The sequence below is a fragment of the Parabacteroides goldsteinii genome (assembly GCF_020091425.1).
In the GTDB taxonomy this organism is placed as follows: Bacteria; Bacteroidota; Bacteroidia; order Bacteroidales; family Tannerellaceae; genus Parabacteroides; species Parabacteroides goldsteinii.
The window spans coordinates 199,078-220,296 of the sequence record NZ_CP081906.1 but is presented as its reverse complement, the minus strand read 5'-3'; the positions used below and the strand labels follow the sequence as shown (position 1 = coordinate 220,296).

The following is a 21,219-nucleotide window of genomic DNA, read 5'->3' as shown; positions in this document are numbered from 1 at the left end:
ATGAGTATATTTAGCAAAAAATCAACAATTGTCTTTTCGCTTTTGCTGTTATTTTCACAAGCGTATTCGCAAAGGATGATATATGACGTGACTTCAGATTCGACCATTTTTCTCAAAGCCATATACAATGAAGATGGTACAACACATATAGATGTCAATGTAGATGGAGCATACGTGGGGACGATTGCGGCAGGCGGTTCATTATCTATCAACAAAGCCTGTAGTAAATATGTAAAAGCAGGAAGTAAAGAATTATGGCGAACCGGAGATTCCGCCGCAGAAGGGGAGGAAACTTATCTCATCAAAAGTTATGAAAACCAAAGCGCAGACAATGTAGAATCGCATGAACTGGCGACAGAGATCTCTTCAAATAGTAAAACAGAGCAAAAAAAAACGCGTACAAAGAAAGTGCCGATTAACCGAATAGTCTCATTATTCAAAGAGTATTTGGAGAAAGATCCATTCTATTCACCAATGTTTGTCCAATCATTTATGGATGAAGTCGGCCAATATACGGAAGCACTAAACGATATAAAAGACCTAGAAAGTCGGGAAGAGTATATCCGGAATCGTCAGTTACGAGAATATTTAAGCGACAAAGAGGCGATTATCTCGCGGTATGAAGACAGCATGGATTCGTTTGTTGGGAATTTTGTGGCATCAAATTTCAACGCAAACGAACTTTCTAAGCGTTCTGAATACGAAACTAAATTGAAAAATATACTGGAGGAGAAGATTGCAGAGCGAAAAGATGTGTTGGACAATTGTCGTGGTGAAATTCTTGATGAGGACATCTCAACAATATTAACAAAGCGATTATTTTCCGTTGAATCTGTGTTTATCAACGTTGTCCTTGGAACACTGATTACTTGTATTGTCATCTTGATTATTTGGTTAATCAGGAAATCGACCCGAAAGAAGAGGTCAACAATAAGTCAGGAAGAACGTGTCAGACAGAATGCAAATCCAGATATTGTGGTAAGGAGGAAAACAACTTCCATATTAAAAAAACAAAGCCTTGAAGACGTGCATCATAATCCTGCATACTTTCCGATAAACAGTACAGATTTTTGTTCAGACTCCGCCGTAAGACGTATATATCTGAAAAATACTTGCATTAAGGACATATACAATCTTTATGCAGAAGACCTCAGGAATCCGGAGAATCCCAATGAGGACGGCTGTATGGTACTTGGACGCTGGGTTCATGATAATGAGAGTGATGAATATTATGTATCATTGGAAGAGATTGTGAAACCGGGTGATGATGCAATTTTCAAAGAGTATGAGCTTAATTTTGGTGGAAAGATAAAATTAAAAGTTTCGGAAAAGCTGAGACGATTACGCAGAGAGACCAACCTCCAATATGATATGACTTGTTGGGTACACTCTCACCCGGGTCTTGGGGTGTTTTTCAGCAATGCCGACAGCAACGTACAGATGCAACTTAAGCATCCTATCCACCCTAAATTTTTGGTTGCGATTGTGATAGATATTCTCACTCCCAATCAGGAGCTGGGCATATTTACCTTTAAACATGATTCTGATTTAAGCATTAACTCGAAAGCTGATTTACGAAAGATGTATTCCTTGGAAGAATTGCATAAATGGGCTGTAGAGAGCGACCGGACATCCTTTAAGCAGGAGGATTACAGAAATATCATGCGGACAGCTTCCAACCGGATTGACAGCCATTACGGAGTAGAGTTGTCCAATGGTGCCATTATTGACATGTGCCAATTGCAGACAACTCACGAAAACGGGCTATTAGCATGGGTGCATGGATATACATACGAAAAGAACGGGAAAACGGAGTATATACTGAAATCTGTATTGCAAACCAAGCACAGTTTTGATGATGAGCTTATCGGATGCTACATCAATGGTTCCCATTGCAGCATACCGACTATCAAGAGAGTCATTTCAAATGACTTTAGCAATATCAGATTCATCCTGTTCTACTCGACAGCAGATGGAATACTGACATCCATCCCTGTTGTGAATGGACAAATTTCCGTAGACGAGGCTTATTATGGTGAAGAAAAATTAGAAGATTTAAAAATATGGACACGAAGAAAAAGATAATTCACGAGTTGGTTGCGCTGTGTTTAGCAATCTCAGCTGTTCTGCCGGTATTCGGACAAAATGTAAAACGAATCAAATTTTGTGATAAAAAATACGAATATGGCGTGGGTAAGGATTCACTTACGCTATATTTCAATGTATTAGATGCCAACGGCAAAAGAATACAGAATATTGCAACGGAGCTACTGCAAGATTATTTAGTCATAAAAGAAGAGGGCTCGCTGATTCCACCTTCATCTTGCAAGATAAGCTCCATAACAACGGGACAACGTATTCCGGCGGAATACACATTCTCCGTATTAGTGGACTTGAGCATTCCGCAAGAAGGGAAATCACAAATCTACAAAGCCATTTCCCAGTTAGTTGACATATCTCCTAAAGGATGTGTATATCTCTCCTTTTTTGGAGATGAGGTAACATCCAGTCAACTTGTAACTCCTGAGAATCTCGAATCTTTTAAGTCGGGTTTTGAAAAAAAATCTGAATATAAATACCTTTACGGGGCTTTGTTCTCAAAATTAGCGGAATTTAGTATAACAAGTTCCGAGAAAGAAAGCTCGATTGTCGGAGAGGAGAACTATAAAAGGAACTCGGAAATTTCAAGACGTGCCATAAAAAATACGGACAAGAACATCCTCTTTGTCTTTACCGAAGGTAATAAAAGTCCCTCTTTTGAGGAGAATATCGCATTTATAGAGGTTAACGAATACCAGCAAGATACAAGCCATATAGTGCCGACTGTATATGCGTTCTATTATACGGAACAAGGCAAGGACGCTGATATTGAGAATGTGTTAATGGCTATATGCAATCCCAAAGTGGAAGGTAGGAATGGAGACTATAAGCCTGCTAACGATATGGCGCAGGTTTTGTTTGATTTTCAGGAAATTGTAAATGACAAAATGTATGATTTCTCGTTTACATACAGTACGCCTTCCTCCAAAACATATTTTGGCAAGACTTCCTATACGGCAGAATGGAAGGGTGATATAGTCGGAAATGAGGACTTCTCCATCGGTTCTGCAGAAAGACCTTGGCCGGAACATGCCGCATCAACCTCGGATTCCATATATAAATATTTAGTAGCGGCCATTATAGCGATTCTTACAATTGTCTTCTTTGTTTTGGTAATGAAAGTGCTGATACCGTTGTTCAGGTCAAAAGCATTTGAAACCCAATATTACAGGAAGTATGTGCCGGAAAAGAATATTTCAAGCCGAATTTGCCATTATTGCAAGCAACAGATTCTAGAAGGACAAAGTGTAGTCATGCGATGCAAACACATCATGCACGTGCATTGTTGGAAACAGAACGGCTACAAATGTGCGGAATATGGCCAGAACTGTAAGGTCGGCATTCAAGAGCATGTGGAATGGAAAGAAGTGCTTACATTGAAATCGCTGAAAGAATGCCATCAGACTATTGCGGGGATATGCGCCGGTTTTGTCAGCTGGATTTTCTTTGAACTCGGTGGAAGAGGAGGATTTGAAGGTGTGTCGAAGAGTATTGTCAGTCTGTTTTATATCCCAAGCGAGAACATGCCAAACCTAACACTTGAATGTGAAAGTAAAACCTCCGCTTTCCTTACCATAGGTCTGCTTTTGGGCTTTTTCTTGTCCCTTATCTTCAGATATAACGATGAATACAGGAAGAAGGATTGGAAAATAAGTTTGAAGATCCTTGGTCTTTCACTTCTCACAGGCGTGATTGGAATGCTCGCTTTTTCCATTGGAGCGGACATCCTTTGCTCGTTGTTAACGATAATACACGCAGGCTATATTCCTTGGTATTGTTCGTTTCCTGCATACGTGCTTTTCTCGGTGTGTGTGTCGCTTGCCCTTACAATCAAATCGTCCATTCCTCTGAAGAGTGCCTTGATTGGTGGTGGTTGTTCTTCTGTAATTGGTTTTATAGTATTGTATTTTTCAAGTCTTACAAGCATGAGTTGGCCTTGGATGAACATGCTGCTTGATTTCATCATTTACGGCGGAGGTTTAGGCGCATCTTTGGTTACAGTGAGAATGCTAGCAGAGAAATACTTCCTTGTCATTCAGAATGGTGTCAGAATCGGTCAACGGATTCCTATTCACAAATGGATGAATGCCACAGGTGGTGGAAACAAAGTTTCCATTGGCATGACTGGAAACTGTGAGATACAGATGAATTGGGAGAAGAGCAATAAAGTGGCCAAAGAACATGCTCTGCTGTTCATTGATCACGAAAAACAGTTACCCATGATAAAACCACTAGCGACAGGTGTGATTTATAATATGAGAGCGGAATTGGCTGTCGGTAAACCTAATATATTGTCGAACAACGATACATTTAAGATTGGTGACACAATTTTCCAATACATTGAAACGGAATAAAGAGCAAATCGTATATATGGAAACCGTAAAAACATACGAATGGGGAGAGGGCGTTTTTACGCTTCTTTCCTGGTTCAAACAAGATAAGGTGAAAAATGCTAAAGTCCTTGTTGTAGGTGCAGGAGCCTTGGGGAATGAGGTAATCAAGAACCTTACGCTATTTGGTGTCGGGTCAATTTATGTTTGTGATTTCGACCGCATAGAATTGTCCAACCTGACAAGGTCGGTCTTGTTCAGAGAGGAAGATGCATACAAACATGCCTACAAGGTTGAAGTGGCAGCCAAAAGGGCAATGGAGATTAATCCGCAAATCAAAGTTTATCCAATCGTAGGTAATCTGTTCTCAGAGGTCGGGCTAGGCTTATACAAGGATGTGGATGTTGTAATCGGCTGTCTTGACAGCAGGATAGCCAGATACCAGTTAAACAGGCTTTGTATGCGTGTCGGGAAAACCTGGATTGATGGCAGTATAGAAAACATGACGGGAGTAGTGAAGGTTTACACCCCGGGGATTAATTGTTATGAATGTAACCTTTCGCGGGAAGAATTCAATCATATCATGTTAAGAACCGGGTGTGCGGATGTGGTTAGGGCACAAACGTCTGTCGGACGTGTGGCTACGACACCAATCAGCGCCTCTATTGTCGGTGCCGTGCAAGCACAGGAAGCCATGAAGATTATTCATACCTCCGAGGGAGAACCTACCCCATTCAGGACATTGTTAGGCAAGATGTGGCGTTTTGAGGGCATGACCAATACGATAAATACATATAAGTATTCCTCATGGAAAAACAACTGCCCAGCCCATGAGCGTTGGTATGACATTGTCCGCTGTGAAGACTTGTCGGCCGACATGCCGGTCAAGGAAATTTTGGCTATACTAAAAAAAGTGCTTGGAGTTAATGTTGTGGAAATCAACATGCGTAACAACAAGTTCATTGAGAAGATAATCTCTGACAAACCGGAAAAAGAATTTGAATTACATATCCCTGAATCAAAATTGGAAGAAACGATACAATCCAATGACGAATTGCGAAAACTCAGTTATCGGACTATCTTTCACAAGTGTTTCTATGAGAACATAGATAACGATTTCCCGTTTATGGATTTGTCGTTAAAGACCATCGGTATCCCTCCATATGACATTATCCAGGTATCAACAGAAAAAGGGATAAGGTATGTGGAATTAAGCAAAGATGCAAGAAACTACGGATTATAAGACTACACTCAAGCCGGCAGGTGTCCCGCAGGACATAAATGCAGAGGTGTTCATGGAACTTTATCCCGAGGATACGTTCTTTCTGAAATTCTGCGGATTGCACAAGCGCAATGTCTACAAAGACATTTTGGAAATTGAGCAAAGTCAAAACAAACTGCTTCTGCATTTAGGGCGGAACAGTCTGTATAACTCCTTGCCGGAATACTTGTTTCACAGCATTGACAGGTTTGATCATCTTCCTGAACAGGATAAGAAGCAAAAGTTCGCCGAGGAGTATGCCAAACAAGAAAAAGAAAAGGAACAGGCCTACAAATTCTTCGCTCCGATAGACACATTGCTTTTTCAATTGCGGATGCAAGTCAGGGAACGCCTTAACAAATATACGGAATCTGACCTCGTAATGCAGAATATCCTGTTGGACAACCTGACAAGTGAACAAAGGAAAAACAAGTTCATAAAAAGGACACTTCCCTATATAACCTCTTGTAAGGCTATCCGAGGAAACAGAACGCTTATCACATTGTTGTTGAGAAAAGTCTTTTATGACGAGGGGATTACAGTTCGTGTCCAAAATAATGAAATGGAGTTTCGGGATGAAAATCCCCGTTACGATTGTTCGGAAGGAAATAGTCTTGGTTCAATTTATATTGGGAACACATACTCAGAATCGGTTGTGTCTTATACCGTATCGTATTGGTCTGATACCGACTGCGACGTGGATTTCCTGTCGTTTGTCAATGAGCTGGAGATATACCGACAATTCGTGCAAGACTACTTTCTGTCTGTCGATTCAGTTTTGGAATTTAACATATCCAAGGATGCAAGTCCATTAAGAATCTCTGATACGACAATCTACAACTACTTGAATTTTAATACAAATATTTGATATGCCAAAGAGGATTATGTGGAAAAAGGGCATGAGACTGACGGATGAGATTCTCGCCCTTTCGGATAAATGTACGGAAGAACTGGTTTCAAAAGGACTTGTTTTAAGCACTTGTGGTCGTATAGGGCTTTTACCCGGTGTCAGGAAGTTCAACCTATCTGTTGATATCAATAACGAGGTGATAGATATTGTATCCATCGATTGTGTCGGATTGACCAAAAACGGAAGCCTGATAGATGTCCAATATGATACGAATTATACAAATACTTTTGACACCCGTGCCATCCTGCCTTCGCAAAACACAAATTCAAGGTTTCATCTCTGTATCTCAGCTCTTGATGATGTAAGAGATACCAATGACGGAATGTGTGAGACGCAATACGGTTTTATTGTTATTGAAGAAAACAGTCCGGTTCCAGACAATTCATTGCCTATAGCAAGAATACTCTATGATGAGTATTGCTGGCGAACGGACGAAGAGGACTTTGTCCCTCCTTGTCTATACGTAAAATCGCATTCCAAATATGAGGAACTGGCTCTGAAATTCCTTCATGTCTTAAAAGACATAAACGCAGGACTTCCGCAACAATTACTTACTGAGAAGAGGGATGCGGTGAAAATCTTTTGGCCATTAGTTCAACAACTAATGATTACGATGGATAAGGAACAGGACACGATGACACCTATGATATTTCTTTCCTGTTTACAGCAATTGGCAAGCGCTTTCTATTGCGCATGTTGTTTAGATGAATATATCACCGTAAGTAATCCTGAACAATACATTTCTTTCATCAACACCTCTTGTAATTATAAAAATACTTATAAAATCATACGTGAAGGCGTAAACTTGTCATACTTAATCAATGAGAAGGTAAAGACATTCAGTGCGGAACCGATTCGTCAGGTAGAGCCTCCCTCTCTTCCCGCACCTTCCATAGAGAAAAGTCAGCTGCGCCAGATGATAAAATTCGGTAACGCACAAATAAGGGTTACAAACAATGCCCCGGGAGCTACCATCTATTATACGATTGATGGAAGTATGCCAAATCAATCTTCAAAATCCGGTAACACGATAGTGATTGAGAGTGGATTTACGGACGATTGGCACAAAGAACCGCCGAAAAATGTAACCATTAAGGTCGTTGCATACAAGGACGGAATATGTTCTGAGGTGGAGACTTATGATGCACAAATAAGGAAAGGCAATCCTTTTGCCGGTAAGCAGATATAATAATGAAATTCATAAAAACACCTTTAACCTACGAAAACGGTTCAGCGGTCATAGCGAGAAGTCTGGATGAACGAATCGCCATGATTGACAACTTTATTGAGCTGATTGTATTTTCGCCTAAAGGCAGTTTCATAGCGGACGATGATTTTGGCTTTGAGTATTGGAATCATGAGTATTCCAACGTGCATTTCCGGAGTTTCAACCATGGACAGAACGTAACCTACAGTAATGGACTTTACAATGAGGTCACATTGAAGGAATGCAAAGAAAGTATTGAAAAAAGTCTGAATGCCTACGAACCGCAATTGAAACAGATTGGTGTATCAATAGAATTGGGATCAATAAAAACAGAGCGTGAACCGAATCATAAGCTGCTCTCAAAATATGAAGTTACCATTCGGATTTCAGGAATGCTTGATGACGGTCTCGGAATACTCACGCCTTATAAGAAGGATGTCAGTTTCTTGATGGAACCAACTGTTAAGCAAATCAAAATATAGCGATGGATATTGAATTACAGAAAAGAATAAATGATGTCATAACGCATTTGCAGTCAATGATGTCGGAATCTGTTGACTATCAACTCATGGATCCGATTGCAAAGATGATGCTGGTTGCCCTGTTGTACGAGACACAGAAAATCCGTGATGTGATTGATGGTTTTGACCAAAAGTTAATCGACCGGTTCTGTGAGAACTTTATTCCTATGCAAGATGTTGAAGCCATGCCGGCCTTAGCTGTAGTTTCACCTCTGTTTAAAAAGAACAAAGACAGCGATTGCATTCAGATTGGTTCCGGGGTGTCATTCACATATAAAGAAAAATCGAGCAAAACGGCAATAAGCTATCTGCCACTTTTCAAGAACATGCTCGTTCCATATGAAGATATTTATGTGCTCACGCGAAATCGACTGACAAGTAAGGAATACGTTTACGAGATTCAGATGGAAAAGTCGAATATTCTTTGGATAGGCATTCATACCAAGGCAGAGGTAGAGTCGCTTGAGGGATTTTCGTTCTTTTTAAACAAGAAAGACAATGTATATCCGCAAGCGATATCTGTCATGGGAAGCTCAGCGGAATCCATAGGATTCAGTATGATGAATCGGATGGAAGATATTGAAATGTTGGAACCTTTCGACGCTCAGCAGGTATCAACCAGATTCTTGTCTGTCATTGAATATTGGAAAGAGAGACTTCAAGAACTGCCTGGAGGTGTGTTGGTTACTATAACAGACAAGACACGCAACAGAGACCTCTTTAAGAAGAGAGCCTATCCCCGTGTTTTCCAGAACTGGTTGGAAAGTGATGTGCTGAACTGTTTCAATGACGAGACTTTGTGGTTTCAAGTGGAGTTCCCGGAAAACTATATCGTGAGTGATGATTGCGAAGTCATCTTTAACGCCATCCCTGTCGTTAACGTAGACCTGAATTCTGTTACATTGACACAGGCAGCCCCTGTGGCAAAACTTCAAAAGCAGGACGGTTCTTTCTTCGTGTCGGTACTCGAAACAAGCAATGCCGCACACAAACAGGGGTTCTCCATGTCGGCGGAAGAGTTTGTCATACGGGACTTTGACGCGCATTGCTACCACCATGGCGACTTGTACCGGGATATCCGCAATCTATACAATCATTTTGTAGAAGATTATTATGCCTTTATAGAGTACAACGGATTGAAGGACGGGCAGGACATCAAGCGATTGAAAGAGCTTGTGAATAAAATCGCAAAATCAGTAGGTGAAAAGAATGACAAGTTCAAGTTTGACAGTGGCACCTACGTGATGAAGAATATCAAGCAAGCAACGAACAACTCTGTTACAAAAGTCTCTTTCCTGACTACTTTGGGGGCTTTGGGTAATATGCTTGATGTGACGGTCAATTCCGGTTCTTCAAAATTGGAATGCAAGAAACTTCCCGTAATCGAGAGCAATGTTCCTGTTGTAGTCTCCGCATCGGGCGGTAAGGACAAGGCAACTGCCGACCAGCGTTATGAACTTATCCGTTACTATTCGCTGACCAATGACCGTCTATATACAAAAATGGACGTCGAGGCTTTTGTTAGAAAAGAGCTGATAGCCATCTATGGCAAGGAGGAGTTCAAAAGAATCTTCATAAATGTTCACATAGAAGGTACTGCCGGACGAGATTCTGTTCAGCATGGGTTGTATGTGGATATTGAGTTCAAGGACAAGAAGAATTATGAAAAGGCAAATGCGATAGGGATGGAAGATGTTCTTAATCGAAAGATTATCAATCATTCTTGTATATCCATGCCAATAAAAGTCGAACTATCTTGTGTTTGAGAATAATTATGGAATACCGCAAAACAACACCCTTGGTATATAACCCTAAAGTGAGAGAAATTCAATCTATGCTGAATAGAGCTAGAGATAAAGCACGTGCTCTTATTCTGGAAGATTTTTCAAAACCAAGGTTTTTACAAGATAAATACTATTTCCAATCGATTCATCATAGAGATGAAATTTCGAGTAATTGGGAAATACTTGAAGTTGACGGATATTATGGTGATAATACTGAAAAAGCCGTAAAAAGTCTACAAAGGTTTCTATTCATAACAGAGAATGGTATCATGGGGGATTATACCTTTTCCTTTTTGCAAAAACTATTGTCAGAAAGAATTAAAAGTACCCATGTTCTTTATAGAGAAGCCATTGGAACTTCACCTTCCAAAAAAATACAAATCAATCATATTGATACTGTGGGTAATGTTGCAAGTTTAGGTGCTTTGTTTACAGACGGAAGTTTGCCATGGGTAAAACGTTTTATTGAGGCCATGCCTCAAGTGTTTTATAAAACAACGAAAAAATGTACTGCTCCTTTATTTGTATTTACGAAACAAGAAGCCTACCATACTTTTGGACATATTTATAATAGAGTTGATTTTAGAAATATAGGAACGACTGTTCCTGAGTATTTATCAAAAGTCGCTTACATATGCCAGCTATTAATAGTTAATTCCAAGATAAATGAATATAAGTCTCAACCATTTGAATGGAATCGTTTTCTTAAATTTGGTGGAGAAATAACCAGTTTTGTAACAGGTGGAGCAGATATAATAGTAAAACAATTTCCCAAACTATCGAAATTTGGATATGTTGCAGCTGAATCAGGTGCTTCTGTTTCATTAAGTGCAGGTGCTGCATTATCTACTATAGGACAAGCTATTGGAGCGTTTTTGTTGGGTTGGGAGATAGGGAAACTTATTGGGAAGATTCCTTGTGGAAACAACAAGAATATACAGTATTATGTTGATCAATATATTAATTTGATTTGGGAACACCCATACAAAACAATTGGCTTACATCCTGGAGGATTAGTTTTCGCTACAGAAATATCAATCTTAAAGAAAGCAATAGACTGGAATGTGAATAAAGTGAATAACTTAAAACCATTGACTAAAGCAGAAAAAGGGAAATTAGAGCAATATCAACTTCAGCATAGAGAAATGTATATTCAAACAGCACCTCCTAAAATAATTTTTCTAGCTAAATAAATGCACAGAATAGCAATCATTATTATTTTTGTGGTATATGAACTACAAGTTAGATCTCAGTCGCAATCAGACATATTCACTTATATCTCCCAATACAAACAAATAGCCTTGGAACAAGAGAAACAATACGGCATACCGGCATCCATAACTTTGGCGCAAGGAATCTTGGAATCGGGCGCAGGCAAAAGCACACTGACACGGAATGCCAACAATCATTTTGGTATAAAAGCCTTTGGTGGATGGACGGGAGCAATATATCTTGCGTGGGATGACGAACGTCAGAAGAGCCGGTTCCGTAAATATCCATCTGCGGTGGAATCTTACAGAGACCATGCGCAGCTCCTTAAAAACAACAGCAGATATAGAAGATTGTTCTCGAACAGTGTCTATGACTATCGCGCTTGGGCTATAGAGCTTCAAAAAGCCGGCTACGCAACAGCAGGGAATTATGCGAAAGCCTTGATAGGATTTATTGATGCGTATAAACTCTATGCCATCAACGGTGGCGTTAAACTGCGGGCAGGCAAGACTGTCACAATAATCCGACAAATATCAACGACACAACCAATCTTCGATGCGGAATGCGTAATGAATGAGTATGAAGAAAGCGAAGAAGAAATGGAGGTAACAAACATCGTGAAGAAGTTTGTGGTTGACATAAATGAAGTCCGTTGCACAATTCTTTATCCCGGAGAGAGTTTGGTGTCGATTGCTCAAAAATATGACATTCCACAATCAAAACTACTGGAATATAATGAGTTATCATCCCCATTACAAGTAAAAGAAGGTGACGTGATATATTTGGAAAAGAAGAAAAAGAAATATTCCGGACTACAAGATACATATCGTGTGAAGGCAAATGAGACGTTATACGAAATATCACAGCAATTCGGTATTCAATTGGCATCATTGGCCAAACTGAACGACATTGATATTTTTTCAAAATTGAGAGAAGGAGATACACTGTATCTACAATGAAGACATGCAGGATTTAAGCAAATACATAGATGGAGAGCTGCTGTTTGACGGGCATTATAGGCTTATCAAACTGTTAAGTGCCGAAGGTGGAACGGCGGATGTCTGGTTGGCGGAAAATTATGAGTCCGTTGACACGAAATTGTCGGAAGATACCGATGATGTGATACGGGTGGATGGCACAGGTGTTCTCGTCGCGATAAAGATATACCGTCCCAGGAACATTCTTGACGTTGACGGTGAACAGAACTTTAGGTCTGAGTTCAAGACCATTTTTAATTGTCATCATACAAACCTGTTGCCAACCACCGATTATTCAATTTGTGAGGGTATGCCCTATTTGGTTATGCCGTTTTGCGAGAATGGTTCCGCCGAATCTCTTATCGGCAAACTGCATAACGAGGATGATATTTGGAAATTCTTGGCGGATGTTTCCGCAGGACTAAGTTTTCTCCATTCCGTCAACCCTCCAATAATACATCAGGATATCAAGCCGGCGAATATTCTGATTGATTCCAACAGGAACTATTGTATCACTGACTTTGGCATCAGTGTCAAGTCTGGAGTAGAAGATGACCGATATTTAGACAACGAAAGCAGTGGAACGACTATTTATATGCCTCCGGAAAGGTTCAAGGACGGGTACAAGCCTGATACAAGCAGTGACATTTGGGCTTTCGGAGCAACTGCCTATGAAATCTTGACAGGAGACGTGCCTTTCGGTAATCAAGGTGGTGCGGCCCAATTGGAAGGAACACCAATTCCACCGATTAAGGAAGCTATCCCCAAGAAAATTAAAAACATTGTATATGCCTGTCTGAATGCAGACCCGCAAAAAAGGCCTTCGGCTGAATACATTGCGGAATATGTCCGTAGGAAAGGCAAAAACAACCGTGTAGCCCTCATTGCAACTATATCCATTGTGATTGGTTTCGTACTGTTGTCTGTAATGCTATGGAATTCAAAGCCAAAAGCATTGGAACCGTTTGAGGCATACAAAAACAGCGGTGATTCCATCATTTCGTTGCAAAAGCAAGAGGCGGCTGAAATCAAATTGCTCAATTATGGGATAACGATAAACAGATTGAACAATGCAAAAACAATATACACAAAAGCTCTGAAAGAATCCACGGGTGACAAATCGGTAAGAGACAGTGTCCGGAATCGAATTGTATTCATACAGGAAATTATCGTGGCATTGGGTGAATACAAAGGAGTGTGTGACACTCTTGATTTTGTGACAAACGAGGATTTGCCCACTCAAATCGGTATTTTTTCAAAAAAACGGGATAGAATATCGAAAACATTAAAAAATAAAATCTCTAATTTATGATTAAATTTTTAGTTCTTATGGCATCTTTGGCTTTGTTTGGCAGTGTGCAACTGTCAGCTCAAAGCTGCAAGGTGTTATATCAAGAAGGAAACAAGTTAGTTGACCAAGGAAAACTAGACAAAGCAAAGGTTAAATTCCAACAAGTCATTAATTGCGGCAACAATCTTTATGTGCCGGACAGTGAGAAAAGGATTGCCTGGATAGACCGTATCCTCAGGAAACCAAGTACAGTAAAACCTTTCTCATTGTCTGACAATGAAATTGTCATACCTTATCAGGGTGGACAGGATGTTATCACCGTTGACGGCAACGGAACTTGGACAGCCTCACTCAACGACAACAATGTAGCTTGGTGCAAGATAAAGAAGGAAAAAGGCAAGATTTACATTGTTAGTGAGGCTAATGAGGAGACTTCCGACCGTATCTGTGAAGTGATTGTCAAGATGGGAAGCAAAACGAAAACCGTTGTCGTAAAGAATGAAAAAGCGCCGGAAATGCTAGTGCCGTCAGTTGAAAATCTGACGTTTCCATATAAAGGAGAAACCAACACCATTGAAATCCGTTCCAACACCAATTGGAAAGTGACAGATGTTCCGGGCTGGGTGGTATCAACGAAAGAAGACGGAAAAATCAAGCTGACGGCCCTTGCAAATGACAAGAACGTGGAGCGTTCCGCAGAAATCAAGGTGGAGGGTTCTACAAAGACAGTTATCATCAATCTCTACCAAGGAGCGGGTCTTGACCATCTCGCTTTTTCAAAAAACGACCTCCATTTCGGTCCTGAAGGCGGTGACGAATATGTGAGCATCCTTACGGACGCACAGGACTGGAGGTTTGGTGACTTTCCTCATTGGTGCCAAGTTACCAAAGTGGCGGACAATCTGCTCAGGATTCATTGCACTCCAAATGAACCGATTAATCTGACTCGTGAGGCCAGCGTGAATGTTACGACAGGCAAGCAAACATTGGGTATTAATGTGAGCCAAGAACCAAAGCCTTTTGTTGCGGTTATTCCTAATATTGGGATTGGCGGGCGTACTATCTCATTCGGTGTGAGTGCAGGGTATGTGATACCAATGATCAGCACCTCATCGGGAGGAGACTTCACAGGCAGTGTCGTGAATTACGCATTGGGGAACAACTCCGAGTCCGTGTCTTTTTCTTCACAAAGCGGTTTCTCCATAGAAGCATACGCAGATATGAGAATATACAAAAATTTCTATATCAAGGCTGGGCTTAACTTCATTCACTACACATATAAGAATACATTCTGTGAAGATATAACCCGCATTATATCGGGTATTGCTGATAATTATTATTTAAAGGGCTCTCAGCAAAATAACTACAAGGAAGAATACACGATGAATCTCATAGAGATTCCCGTGCTGGCATCCTATAGGTTGCCGGTAACTAAAATGAGTCACTTCCAGATTAATGTGGGCCCTGTTATTAGTTATGGACTGTCTGCCAAGATGAAGTTATCGGGGAATTGGAAATCTGTCGGATTAAAAGGATATGAAATTCATAACCATCAAATGACAGACACCCCCACAGGGTATATATATCCGCAAAGTTGGTCACAGACGGGCAGCTTCAATCTTTATAGCGATCATGCTACTTATACGGAAACCTCTACGGACGGAGTAGATTTCACGACAAACAATTATCCCTCTGATTTCGAGTCATCACCTTTGAAACGGCTTAACTTTGGCGCAAAAATGGGACTTGCTTACGAATATGCAGGGATAAGTTTTAGCGTTGAATATAACTTGATGTTCACTAATATGGCTGAAAAAAAATTCTGGGAAGGTGAACGATGGAAGATATTCCGTCAAGACGCGCCAATCAACATGACCGGTTATAAACAATACAACAACTATTTGCAATTGAAAATAGGATATACTTTCAGATATTAATATTTAGAACATAGAAGAAAATGAAGAATTTATTGTATTTGCTTTTTGCCACTTTCGTTTTTGTGGCATGTAGCAACGACGATGATAACTCTACAGTTATCGATGATTTGAAAAACGAGACTTTCCTTGACTGTCTTGTAGGGCATAAATGGGTGTATGACCATCCAGAAATCCCAAGATGGGAAGAATGGAATGTTTTTGACGATGGTGTTATGTATCTTTCCAACTCTGAGAAATATAATTCCGACATAACCATTACCAACGAAGATGTAAAATGTAATTATGCGTATAACCACCAAAATGCAGGTTTTATCATCACTTCCGAAAAACTTGGTACGACAGAGGGTGTCATAACTAATTGGAATAAATACGAATTTACATGGAAAACTGTTGCTGGAAGTTTTACATACGGTCTTCTTCTCAACATCTACTCTATAAACTCTTTTGAAACCTTTACACCGGATTACGCTTCTTTAATTACAGATGCAAGCATAACGGGATTTTCATCTCACGACGACAAGATTGCCGAAGTAGACGGCAATACAGGTGAAATAAAAGCTCTCTCAGGTGGTCGCACATACATAGATGTCATTACTACAAAAGGCACTGCTGTAGTTGAAGTTAACGTAACCGGTATTCTTCCTTATGATTATTGTGATTTTCTTGGTCTCGAAAGGGATGAAATATATGAAAAGTTCGGCAAATCATCTTATTCGGATACCGACAAACAAATCATGTATCTATTGAGTGAAGGCGAATTCGAATATCTTGTTTTCAAATTTGATACATGGACAGGTAAAGTCAATACGGTATCGGTGACAGCAAAAGAAAATCCTTCATTTACAAATGATGAAATGAAAACATATCTTAATTTGGAATATTATGCCTATGAAAAAGGAACGACAGACACCCAGTGTGCTTATATAAATGCTGAAACCTACGATGAAGCAACAGCGGGAATAATATGGTATCCAAAAGACCGACAATTGGTGATAGTAACCATAAACCATGACCTGTTTACAGACTATAGTCCGTTATTGGGAAAGACAAAAGATGAGGTGATTTCTCTTATGGGAACTCCATATAATACCACAGATGCGTATATTGTATATGGTTTAAATGACAAATACCTTAATATGGTAGGGTTTTATTATACACTCGATTTTATCAATTATTCATCAACGGTACAAGCGATAACCTTATCCGTAAAAGAAGATGCTGACAAGACTAACATCATTGAATTCCTAAATAAAAAGTACATCTTTGATGCAAACAATAGTACTGACACGAATTTAACTTTCTTCTCCTCTGATGTAACACTTGCTATTCAATACGATTTAGAATACAAGACCATCATTTATTCTCTGATTCCATCTGCCCTAGAAGCCAAAGCTATGCGAATGAACTCAGAGAAACTGTTGAAATTTGAATAATATAAAAGAAGAATGAGGCTGCGCCTGAATTTTGACAGCCTCATTCTTTGCAAACTCCGTGTATATAATGTTGAATTTCTCAGATTATTCTGACTCAAACAAATTGTTTGATAATCATTACAGGCTGTTGAAGCCGTTGAGTACTGAAGGCGGAACAGCAGATGTGTGGTTAGCCATAGACGTTAATACGATTGATACATCTTTTGATGAAATTGATAGTGGAGAACATAGCAATGAGAATTCCGGCATGCTTGTGGCCATAAAGATTTATCGTCCCAAGAATGCCTTGGATATTGAGGGAGAACAAAGATTCAGGGATGAATTCAAAATTGTTTATGAATGTCGCCACGAGAACCTGCTTCAACCAACCAATTTTTCCATCTTTGAAGGAATTCCATATTTAGTCTTGCCTTATTGCAAATATGGTTCGTCAGAGCAACTAATCGGAAAAACGTTGTCTCCGGATGAAATTTGGAAATTTATCCTTGATGTCTCATCTGGATTAAACAGGCTACATACAAATGAGCCAAGTATAATACATCAAGATATAAAGCCGGCCAATATTCTTATTTGCAATACAAAAGACTATGCCATTACCGATTTTGGTATTAGCTCGAAGCATAGCGGAACGCATGGTTTCTATTATGAAGATGAGAACAGCGGCACCATGGCTTATATGGCTCCGGAAAGATTTCAAGAGAATGCAGAGCCTATATGTCAAAGTGATATTTGGGCATTTGGTGCCACTTTATTTGAAATATTGACAGGCAATGTCCCTTTTGGCGAAGAAGGTGGAAGATATCAAATGGAGTCTAAAGCCCAAGTCCCAATTGTTAATAACACTTCTTCAGACATACAGAGGTTAGTAAATGACTGTTTGTCTTTAGAGGCTGGGAATAGACCTTCTGCAAAGATTATTAAAGAAGCAGCCTTAGCAAGACAATATCCTGTTAGATCAAGACGAAAATACATTTTGGCATTAGGTCTTATTAGTATCGCAATTGTAATAATAAGTATTTTCTTCTTGTCACCAGAGAAATCAATTCCTGTTGACAAACAATTTGAAATAGCCCTGAATGATGTAAAAAGTGATGATGCTGCAACGGTAAAACGTGGCATATCTATGATGGATAGTCTAAGTAATTTAAGATACATTCCTGCCATTTATCAAATGGCTTATACGTATGGGTGGTACATTGAAAAAGAATCATTGAAGAGAAAAAACATATTAGGTATAGAAGTTTTTGACAACGAGAAGGATGGCTTGTACTTGCCCAAGGTTGATAGATATAGTAATGAAGCTATGGCTTTATTCTCAAAAATATTAGAACTGGATGACTCGACCTTTGCGGAGATTAACGCTCAATCGGCATATCGACTTGCTTGTTATTACGTTAATCCCAATCAGATAATTAAGTCAAATATGTCTAAAGGGAAAATGTATCTGGAACAATCAAAAAAATGGGCAGAATTATCGAAAGACTCTATTCTTCTTGATAAAATAAACAAATCATTAGACACATTTAAATAAAGAATCAACAAAATGAAAAAGATTTTACTGATTTTGGTATGCCTATGGGCTATGACTGGCGTAAAAGCACAAATAGCGAGATGGCTAATCAGCCCTTCGTATGAGAGTATTCAACTAGCTGATGGAATAGATGCAATCATAACAGATTCAGCTGGAATAAGAGTAGTCTGGACAATGAATGGTAAAAGACTTATAACCTCTAATAACGAGATATACCCTTTTAAAGAAGGATTAGCTTTGTCTGTAAAACGAGGTTCATCCACCATTTCCTCAATATACAAACAAAATGGAGATTCAATCAGGATTGAAGGATGTAATGTAACCCATCAATACCCTTATTATTCAAATGGAAAACTTTTGGTGCAACAAGGAACATTCTACAGATTCATAGATAGTAATGGTAACATCTTGGATGGAAAATATACAAGTGCATTTCCGTATTTCAATGGTTATGCTGTATGCGATACTTATTTGAATATGGAAAAAATGAAGAACATTCGTCATATGCTTATTGATAAAGTAGGTGTTCCATGTACATTCTTTTTTCAAGGGAAACAGTTTGATGCTGATGACATACAATTTATATCATCCGTTAATGATGAAAATATAGCAATTGTAGTCATTAAGAAAAAAGTTTATTTCTTTAACGGAGCCGACAGAAGTTTGTCTCCAGTCTTAGCCCAAGAAAGTTCAACTCCAAATCTAAAAGAGCAAGCAAAAATCACCTCAGAGATAGCGCAATGTTTCTTGCAGAACTCTGATTCCACATATGTTTTGGCCGCAAAATGTGGAAAAAAGGACATGGTATCAATTAGTTTTGATTTAATGAAGCGACCAAAGTCTATTATAATTAATGATATAGAACATCGTTATAAACAAAAACAGGAAAAAGAAAAGATTTGGACTTCAGAATTAAAAGCCATAAAAGAAAATGGTTTGACAGGTTTGCTGTGGAATAATGAGGGCGAAATGCTTCCTCCTCAATTTGAAGAAGTCATAACTTGTTTTGACAATAAGGCTTTAGTGAGAACAAAAGGGAAGGTAGGTATGTTGGAAATATTAAAAAGTGAGTCTTTTCTATTAAAGATGAACAAAGGAGATGATATTCCTTTTCGACATCAAAAATTTGAGACCTCCATTCGAGCGGATTTTCCAACATTCTTAAAAGCAGATGAGGTTAATATAGAAATAAATCCTCAGACAGGCTGTGATATAGACAAAACGTCAAAAGAAAGCAAAAATACAGAGAGCGGAAATTTTGTCCAATATAACTGCGTTCTCAATATTCCCGCAAATTTGACGGACGAACTGACAACGATAGAATATCCCATAACAATCCAATATGAAGGTATCAGATCATCAATGATTCCTTTCAAAGTAAATGCATGGCATTATAAATATTTCGTCGTAGATGTTGATGATTCTCAAACTGCGCTAGAAAATGGTACCGTATCTTTTGTCTTTAACATCAATGCTGAAAGAATTGCAAGTGATGGTATATACCCAACTACAGTAAATATTCTTACGGATTCGCTCACGGTTGAATACGAAAAAATGTCTGAGATTCGCCATAAATGTAAGGTGTTTTCTCTAAAAGAAGGGGTAAACAATATCGTAGTGCAAATTCAGGAACAGGGATGTCCGCCAGCGTTTTTCCCTTTTGAGGTTGAGTACCATAAACCTGTTGCAAGAACAAGGAACAAACCTGCTGAGAAGGAAAAAGTTACTATCAAGAAAAAAGAAAAAACTTCGAAGCCTACAAGTGATAATGAAAACGGACCACGAGTAATTATGTAATGTTACAATGAAGATAAACATTAGCTCTATATGCGACATTGGTATAGAACGAACAAATAATGAAGATGCCGTAGCAATATGTGCAGACTTAAAAACTTATTCATGGGACCAACTATCTACAAACGGCTATATTCCATTATCTACTATAGGCTCATTGTCTATAGTAGCGGATGGAATGGGTGGAGCAAATGCTGGTGAGATAGCCTCAAATTTGGTCGTTAAAAGCATTAAAAAATCTTTTAAGACAGAGAGATATGACAATTTTATTGATTCAGATTCCAAAGTACACATTTTTCTAAAAGAATGTATTGTGAAGTCTAACCAAATGATTCTTGACCATGTAGTAGAATCACCAGACTCCATAGGTCTTGGTACTACAATTGTTTTGGTTTGGATAGTTGAAAATAAAGCTCATATTGCATGGTGTGGAGATAGCAGATGCTATTGTTTCAATCCCAATACAGGTCTTAAGTTACTGACAAAAGATCATTCTTTAGTTCAAGAATTAGTTGATAAAGGTGAAATTAAAAGTAGAGACGCCTTCAGCCACCCTGATAATAATATCATAACTAGATGCTTAGGAGACGTTGATGTAGAGCATGAACCTGAGATCATTACATATAACATTAATGATGGTGACATTTTCCTGTTATGTTCAGACGGGTTGTGTGGATTTTGCAGAGATACTTTGATAGAGAAAATCATGTATAGACATTATAAAAATATCAATCATTGTAAGGACGCTTTATTGCAAAGAGCTTTAGATACTGGTGGGCAAGACAATATTAGTATCGTTTTGTGCGCAACATTACCTCAAAACTGCGATAACTACTACATAAATTTGAAAGGAAAAATTAAACAATTCCTTTCAAAATTCAACACTGTCTAAAATATTGTGTAAATGAAAATAGGATTCAGTTGTAAGTTT

15 protein-coding genes are annotated in these 21,219 nt (G+C 39.0%); all 15 read left to right on the top strand.

The genetic code is table 11. The features are described from left to right. Complete coding sequence (locus K6V26_RS01785; protein ID WP_224264462.1) at window positions 1–2,085, top strand: hypothetical protein; 2,085 nt, start codon at window positions 1–3, stop codon at window positions 2,083–2,085. Next, a complete protein-coding gene (locus tag K6V26_RS01780) occupies window positions 2,064–4,454 on the top strand; it encodes an FHA domain-containing protein (RefSeq protein WP_087339399.1) in 2,391 nt (796 codons plus the stop codon). The genes K6V26_RS01785 and K6V26_RS01780 overlap by 22 nt, the downstream gene beginning before the upstream one ends. Before the next feature lie 16 nt (window positions 4,455–4,470). Further along, window positions 4,471–5,673, top strand: a complete 1,203-nt coding sequence (locus tag K6V26_RS01775; protein ID WP_140396715.1) for a HesA/MoeB/ThiF family protein — start codon at window positions 4,471–4,473, stop codon at window positions 5,671–5,673. Then, window positions 5,651–6,559 (top strand): hypothetical protein, encoded by a 909-nt coding sequence (locus K6V26_RS01770; RefSeq protein ID WP_087339393.1) that lies wholly within the window; start codon window positions 5,651–5,653, stop codon window positions 6,557–6,559. Before K6V26_RS01775 ends, K6V26_RS01770 begins: the two co-directional genes overlap by 23 nt. A 1-nt stretch (window position 6,560) precedes the next feature. Beyond that, a complete protein-coding gene (locus K6V26_RS01765) occupies window positions 6,561–7,790 on the top strand; it encodes an FN3 associated domain-containing protein (RefSeq protein ID WP_087339390.1) in 1,230 nt (409 codons plus the stop codon). Between the two features lie 2 nt (window positions 7,791–7,792). After that, window positions 7,793–8,290, top strand: a complete 498-nt coding sequence (locus tag K6V26_RS01760) for a hypothetical protein (protein WP_087339387.1) — start codon at window positions 7,793–7,795, stop codon at window positions 8,288–8,290. A 2-nt stretch (window positions 8,291–8,292) separates the two neighbouring features. After that, window positions 8,293–10,095 (top strand): hypothetical protein, encoded by a 1,803-nt coding sequence (locus tag K6V26_RS01755; protein WP_087339384.1) that lies wholly within the window; start codon window positions 8,293–8,295, stop codon window positions 10,093–10,095. A gap of 8 nt (window positions 10,096–10,103) precedes the next feature. Then, entirely contained in the window at window positions 10,104–11,306 is a 1,203-nt protein-coding gene (locus tag K6V26_RS01750; RefSeq protein ID WP_087339381.1) for a peptidoglycan-binding domain-containing protein, read from the top strand. Then, the gene (locus K6V26_RS01745; RefSeq protein WP_087339378.1) at window positions 11,307–12,284 is read left to right on the top strand and encodes a glucosaminidase domain-containing protein; all 978 of its coding nucleotides are present in this window, start codon (window positions 11,307–11,309) and stop codon (window positions 12,282–12,284) included. It abuts the gene before it with no gap. Window positions 12,285–12,288: 4 nt separating this feature from the next. Continuing rightward, on the top strand, window positions 12,289–13,614 hold the full coding sequence (locus K6V26_RS01740) for a serine/threonine-protein kinase (protein WP_087339373.1): 1,326 nt from the start codon (window positions 12,289–12,291) through the stop codon (window positions 13,612–13,614). A gap of 17 nt (window positions 13,615–13,631) precedes the next feature. Beyond that, window positions 13,632–15,530, top strand: coding sequence for a BACON domain-containing protein (locus K6V26_RS01735; RefSeq protein WP_224264461.1), 1,899 nt, complete (start codon window positions 13,632–13,634; stop codon window positions 15,528–15,530). A 20-nt stretch (window positions 15,531–15,550) separates the two neighbouring features. Then, the gene (locus K6V26_RS01730) at window positions 15,551–16,963 is read left to right on the top strand and encodes a hypothetical protein (RefSeq protein ID WP_087339367.1); all 1,413 of its coding nucleotides are present in this window, start codon (window positions 15,551–15,553) and stop codon (window positions 16,961–16,963) included. 67 nt (window positions 16,964–17,030) lie between these two features. Then, the gene (locus K6V26_RS01725) at window positions 17,031–18,494 is read left to right on the top strand and encodes a serine/threonine-protein kinase (RefSeq protein ID WP_087339365.1); all 1,464 of its coding nucleotides are present in this window, start codon (window positions 17,031–17,033) and stop codon (window positions 18,492–18,494) included. 12 nt (window positions 18,495–18,506) lie between these two features. Then, entirely contained in the window at window positions 18,507–20,291 is a 1,785-nt protein-coding gene (locus K6V26_RS01720) for a hypothetical protein (protein WP_140396714.1), read from the top strand. A 7-nt stretch (window positions 20,292–20,298) separates the two neighbouring features. Continuing rightward, window positions 20,299–21,180 (top strand): PP2C family protein-serine/threonine phosphatase, encoded by an 882-nt coding sequence (locus K6V26_RS01715; protein WP_087339359.1) that lies wholly within the window; start codon window positions 20,299–20,301, stop codon window positions 21,178–21,180. Window positions 21,181–21,219: the final 39 nt, after the last annotated feature.

What these genes read in the sequence shown, in the direction of transcription:
- K6V26_RS01750 (WP_087339381.1), top strand. Translation starts at nt 10,104, where the DNA reads ATGGAATACCGCAAAACAACACCCTTGGTATATAACCCTAAAGTGAGA.
- K6V26_RS01745 (WP_087339378.1), top strand. Translation starts at nt 11,307, where the DNA reads ATGCACAGAATAGCAATCATTATTATTTTTGTGGTATATGAACTACAA.
- K6V26_RS01725 (WP_087339365.1), top strand. Translation starts at nt 17,031, where the DNA reads ATGTTGAATTTCTCAGATTATTCTGACTCAAACAAATTGTTTGATAAT.
- K6V26_RS01785 (WP_224264462.1), top strand. Translation starts at nt 1, where the DNA reads ATGAGTATATTTAGCAAAAAATCAACAATTGTCTTTTCGCTTTTGCTG.
- K6V26_RS01770 (WP_087339393.1), top strand. Translation starts at nt 5,651, where the DNA reads ATGCAAGAAACTACGGATTATAAGACTACACTCAAGCCGGCAGGTGTC.
- K6V26_RS01720 (WP_140396714.1), top strand. Translation starts at nt 18,507, where the DNA reads ATGAAAAAGATTTTACTGATTTTGGTATGCCTATGGGCTATGACTGGC.
- K6V26_RS01755 (WP_087339384.1), top strand. Translation starts at nt 8,293, where the DNA reads ATGGATATTGAATTACAGAAAAGAATAAATGATGTCATAACGCATTTG.
- K6V26_RS01780 (WP_087339399.1), top strand. Translation starts at nt 2,064, where the DNA reads ATGGACACGAAGAAAAAGATAATTCACGAGTTGGTTGCGCTGTGTTTA.
- K6V26_RS01775 (WP_140396715.1), top strand. Translation starts at nt 4,471, where the DNA reads ATGGAAACCGTAAAAACATACGAATGGGGAGAGGGCGTTTTTACGCTT.
- K6V26_RS01765 (WP_087339390.1), top strand. Translation starts at nt 6,561, where the DNA reads ATGCCAAAGAGGATTATGTGGAAAAAGGGCATGAGACTGACGGATGAG.
- K6V26_RS01740 (WP_087339373.1), top strand. Translation starts at nt 12,289, where the DNA reads ATGCAGGATTTAAGCAAATACATAGATGGAGAGCTGCTGTTTGACGGG.
- K6V26_RS01715 (WP_087339359.1), top strand. Translation starts at nt 20,299, where the DNA reads ATGAAGATAAACATTAGCTCTATATGCGACATTGGTATAGAACGAACA.
- K6V26_RS01735 (WP_224264461.1), top strand. Translation starts at nt 13,632, where the DNA reads ATGGCATCTTTGGCTTTGTTTGGCAGTGTGCAACTGTCAGCTCAAAGC.
- K6V26_RS01760 (WP_087339387.1), top strand. Translation starts at nt 7,793, where the DNA reads ATGAAATTCATAAAAACACCTTTAACCTACGAAAACGGTTCAGCGGTC.
- K6V26_RS01730 (WP_087339367.1), top strand. Translation starts at nt 15,551, where the DNA reads ATGAAGAATTTATTGTATTTGCTTTTTGCCACTTTCGTTTTTGTGGCA.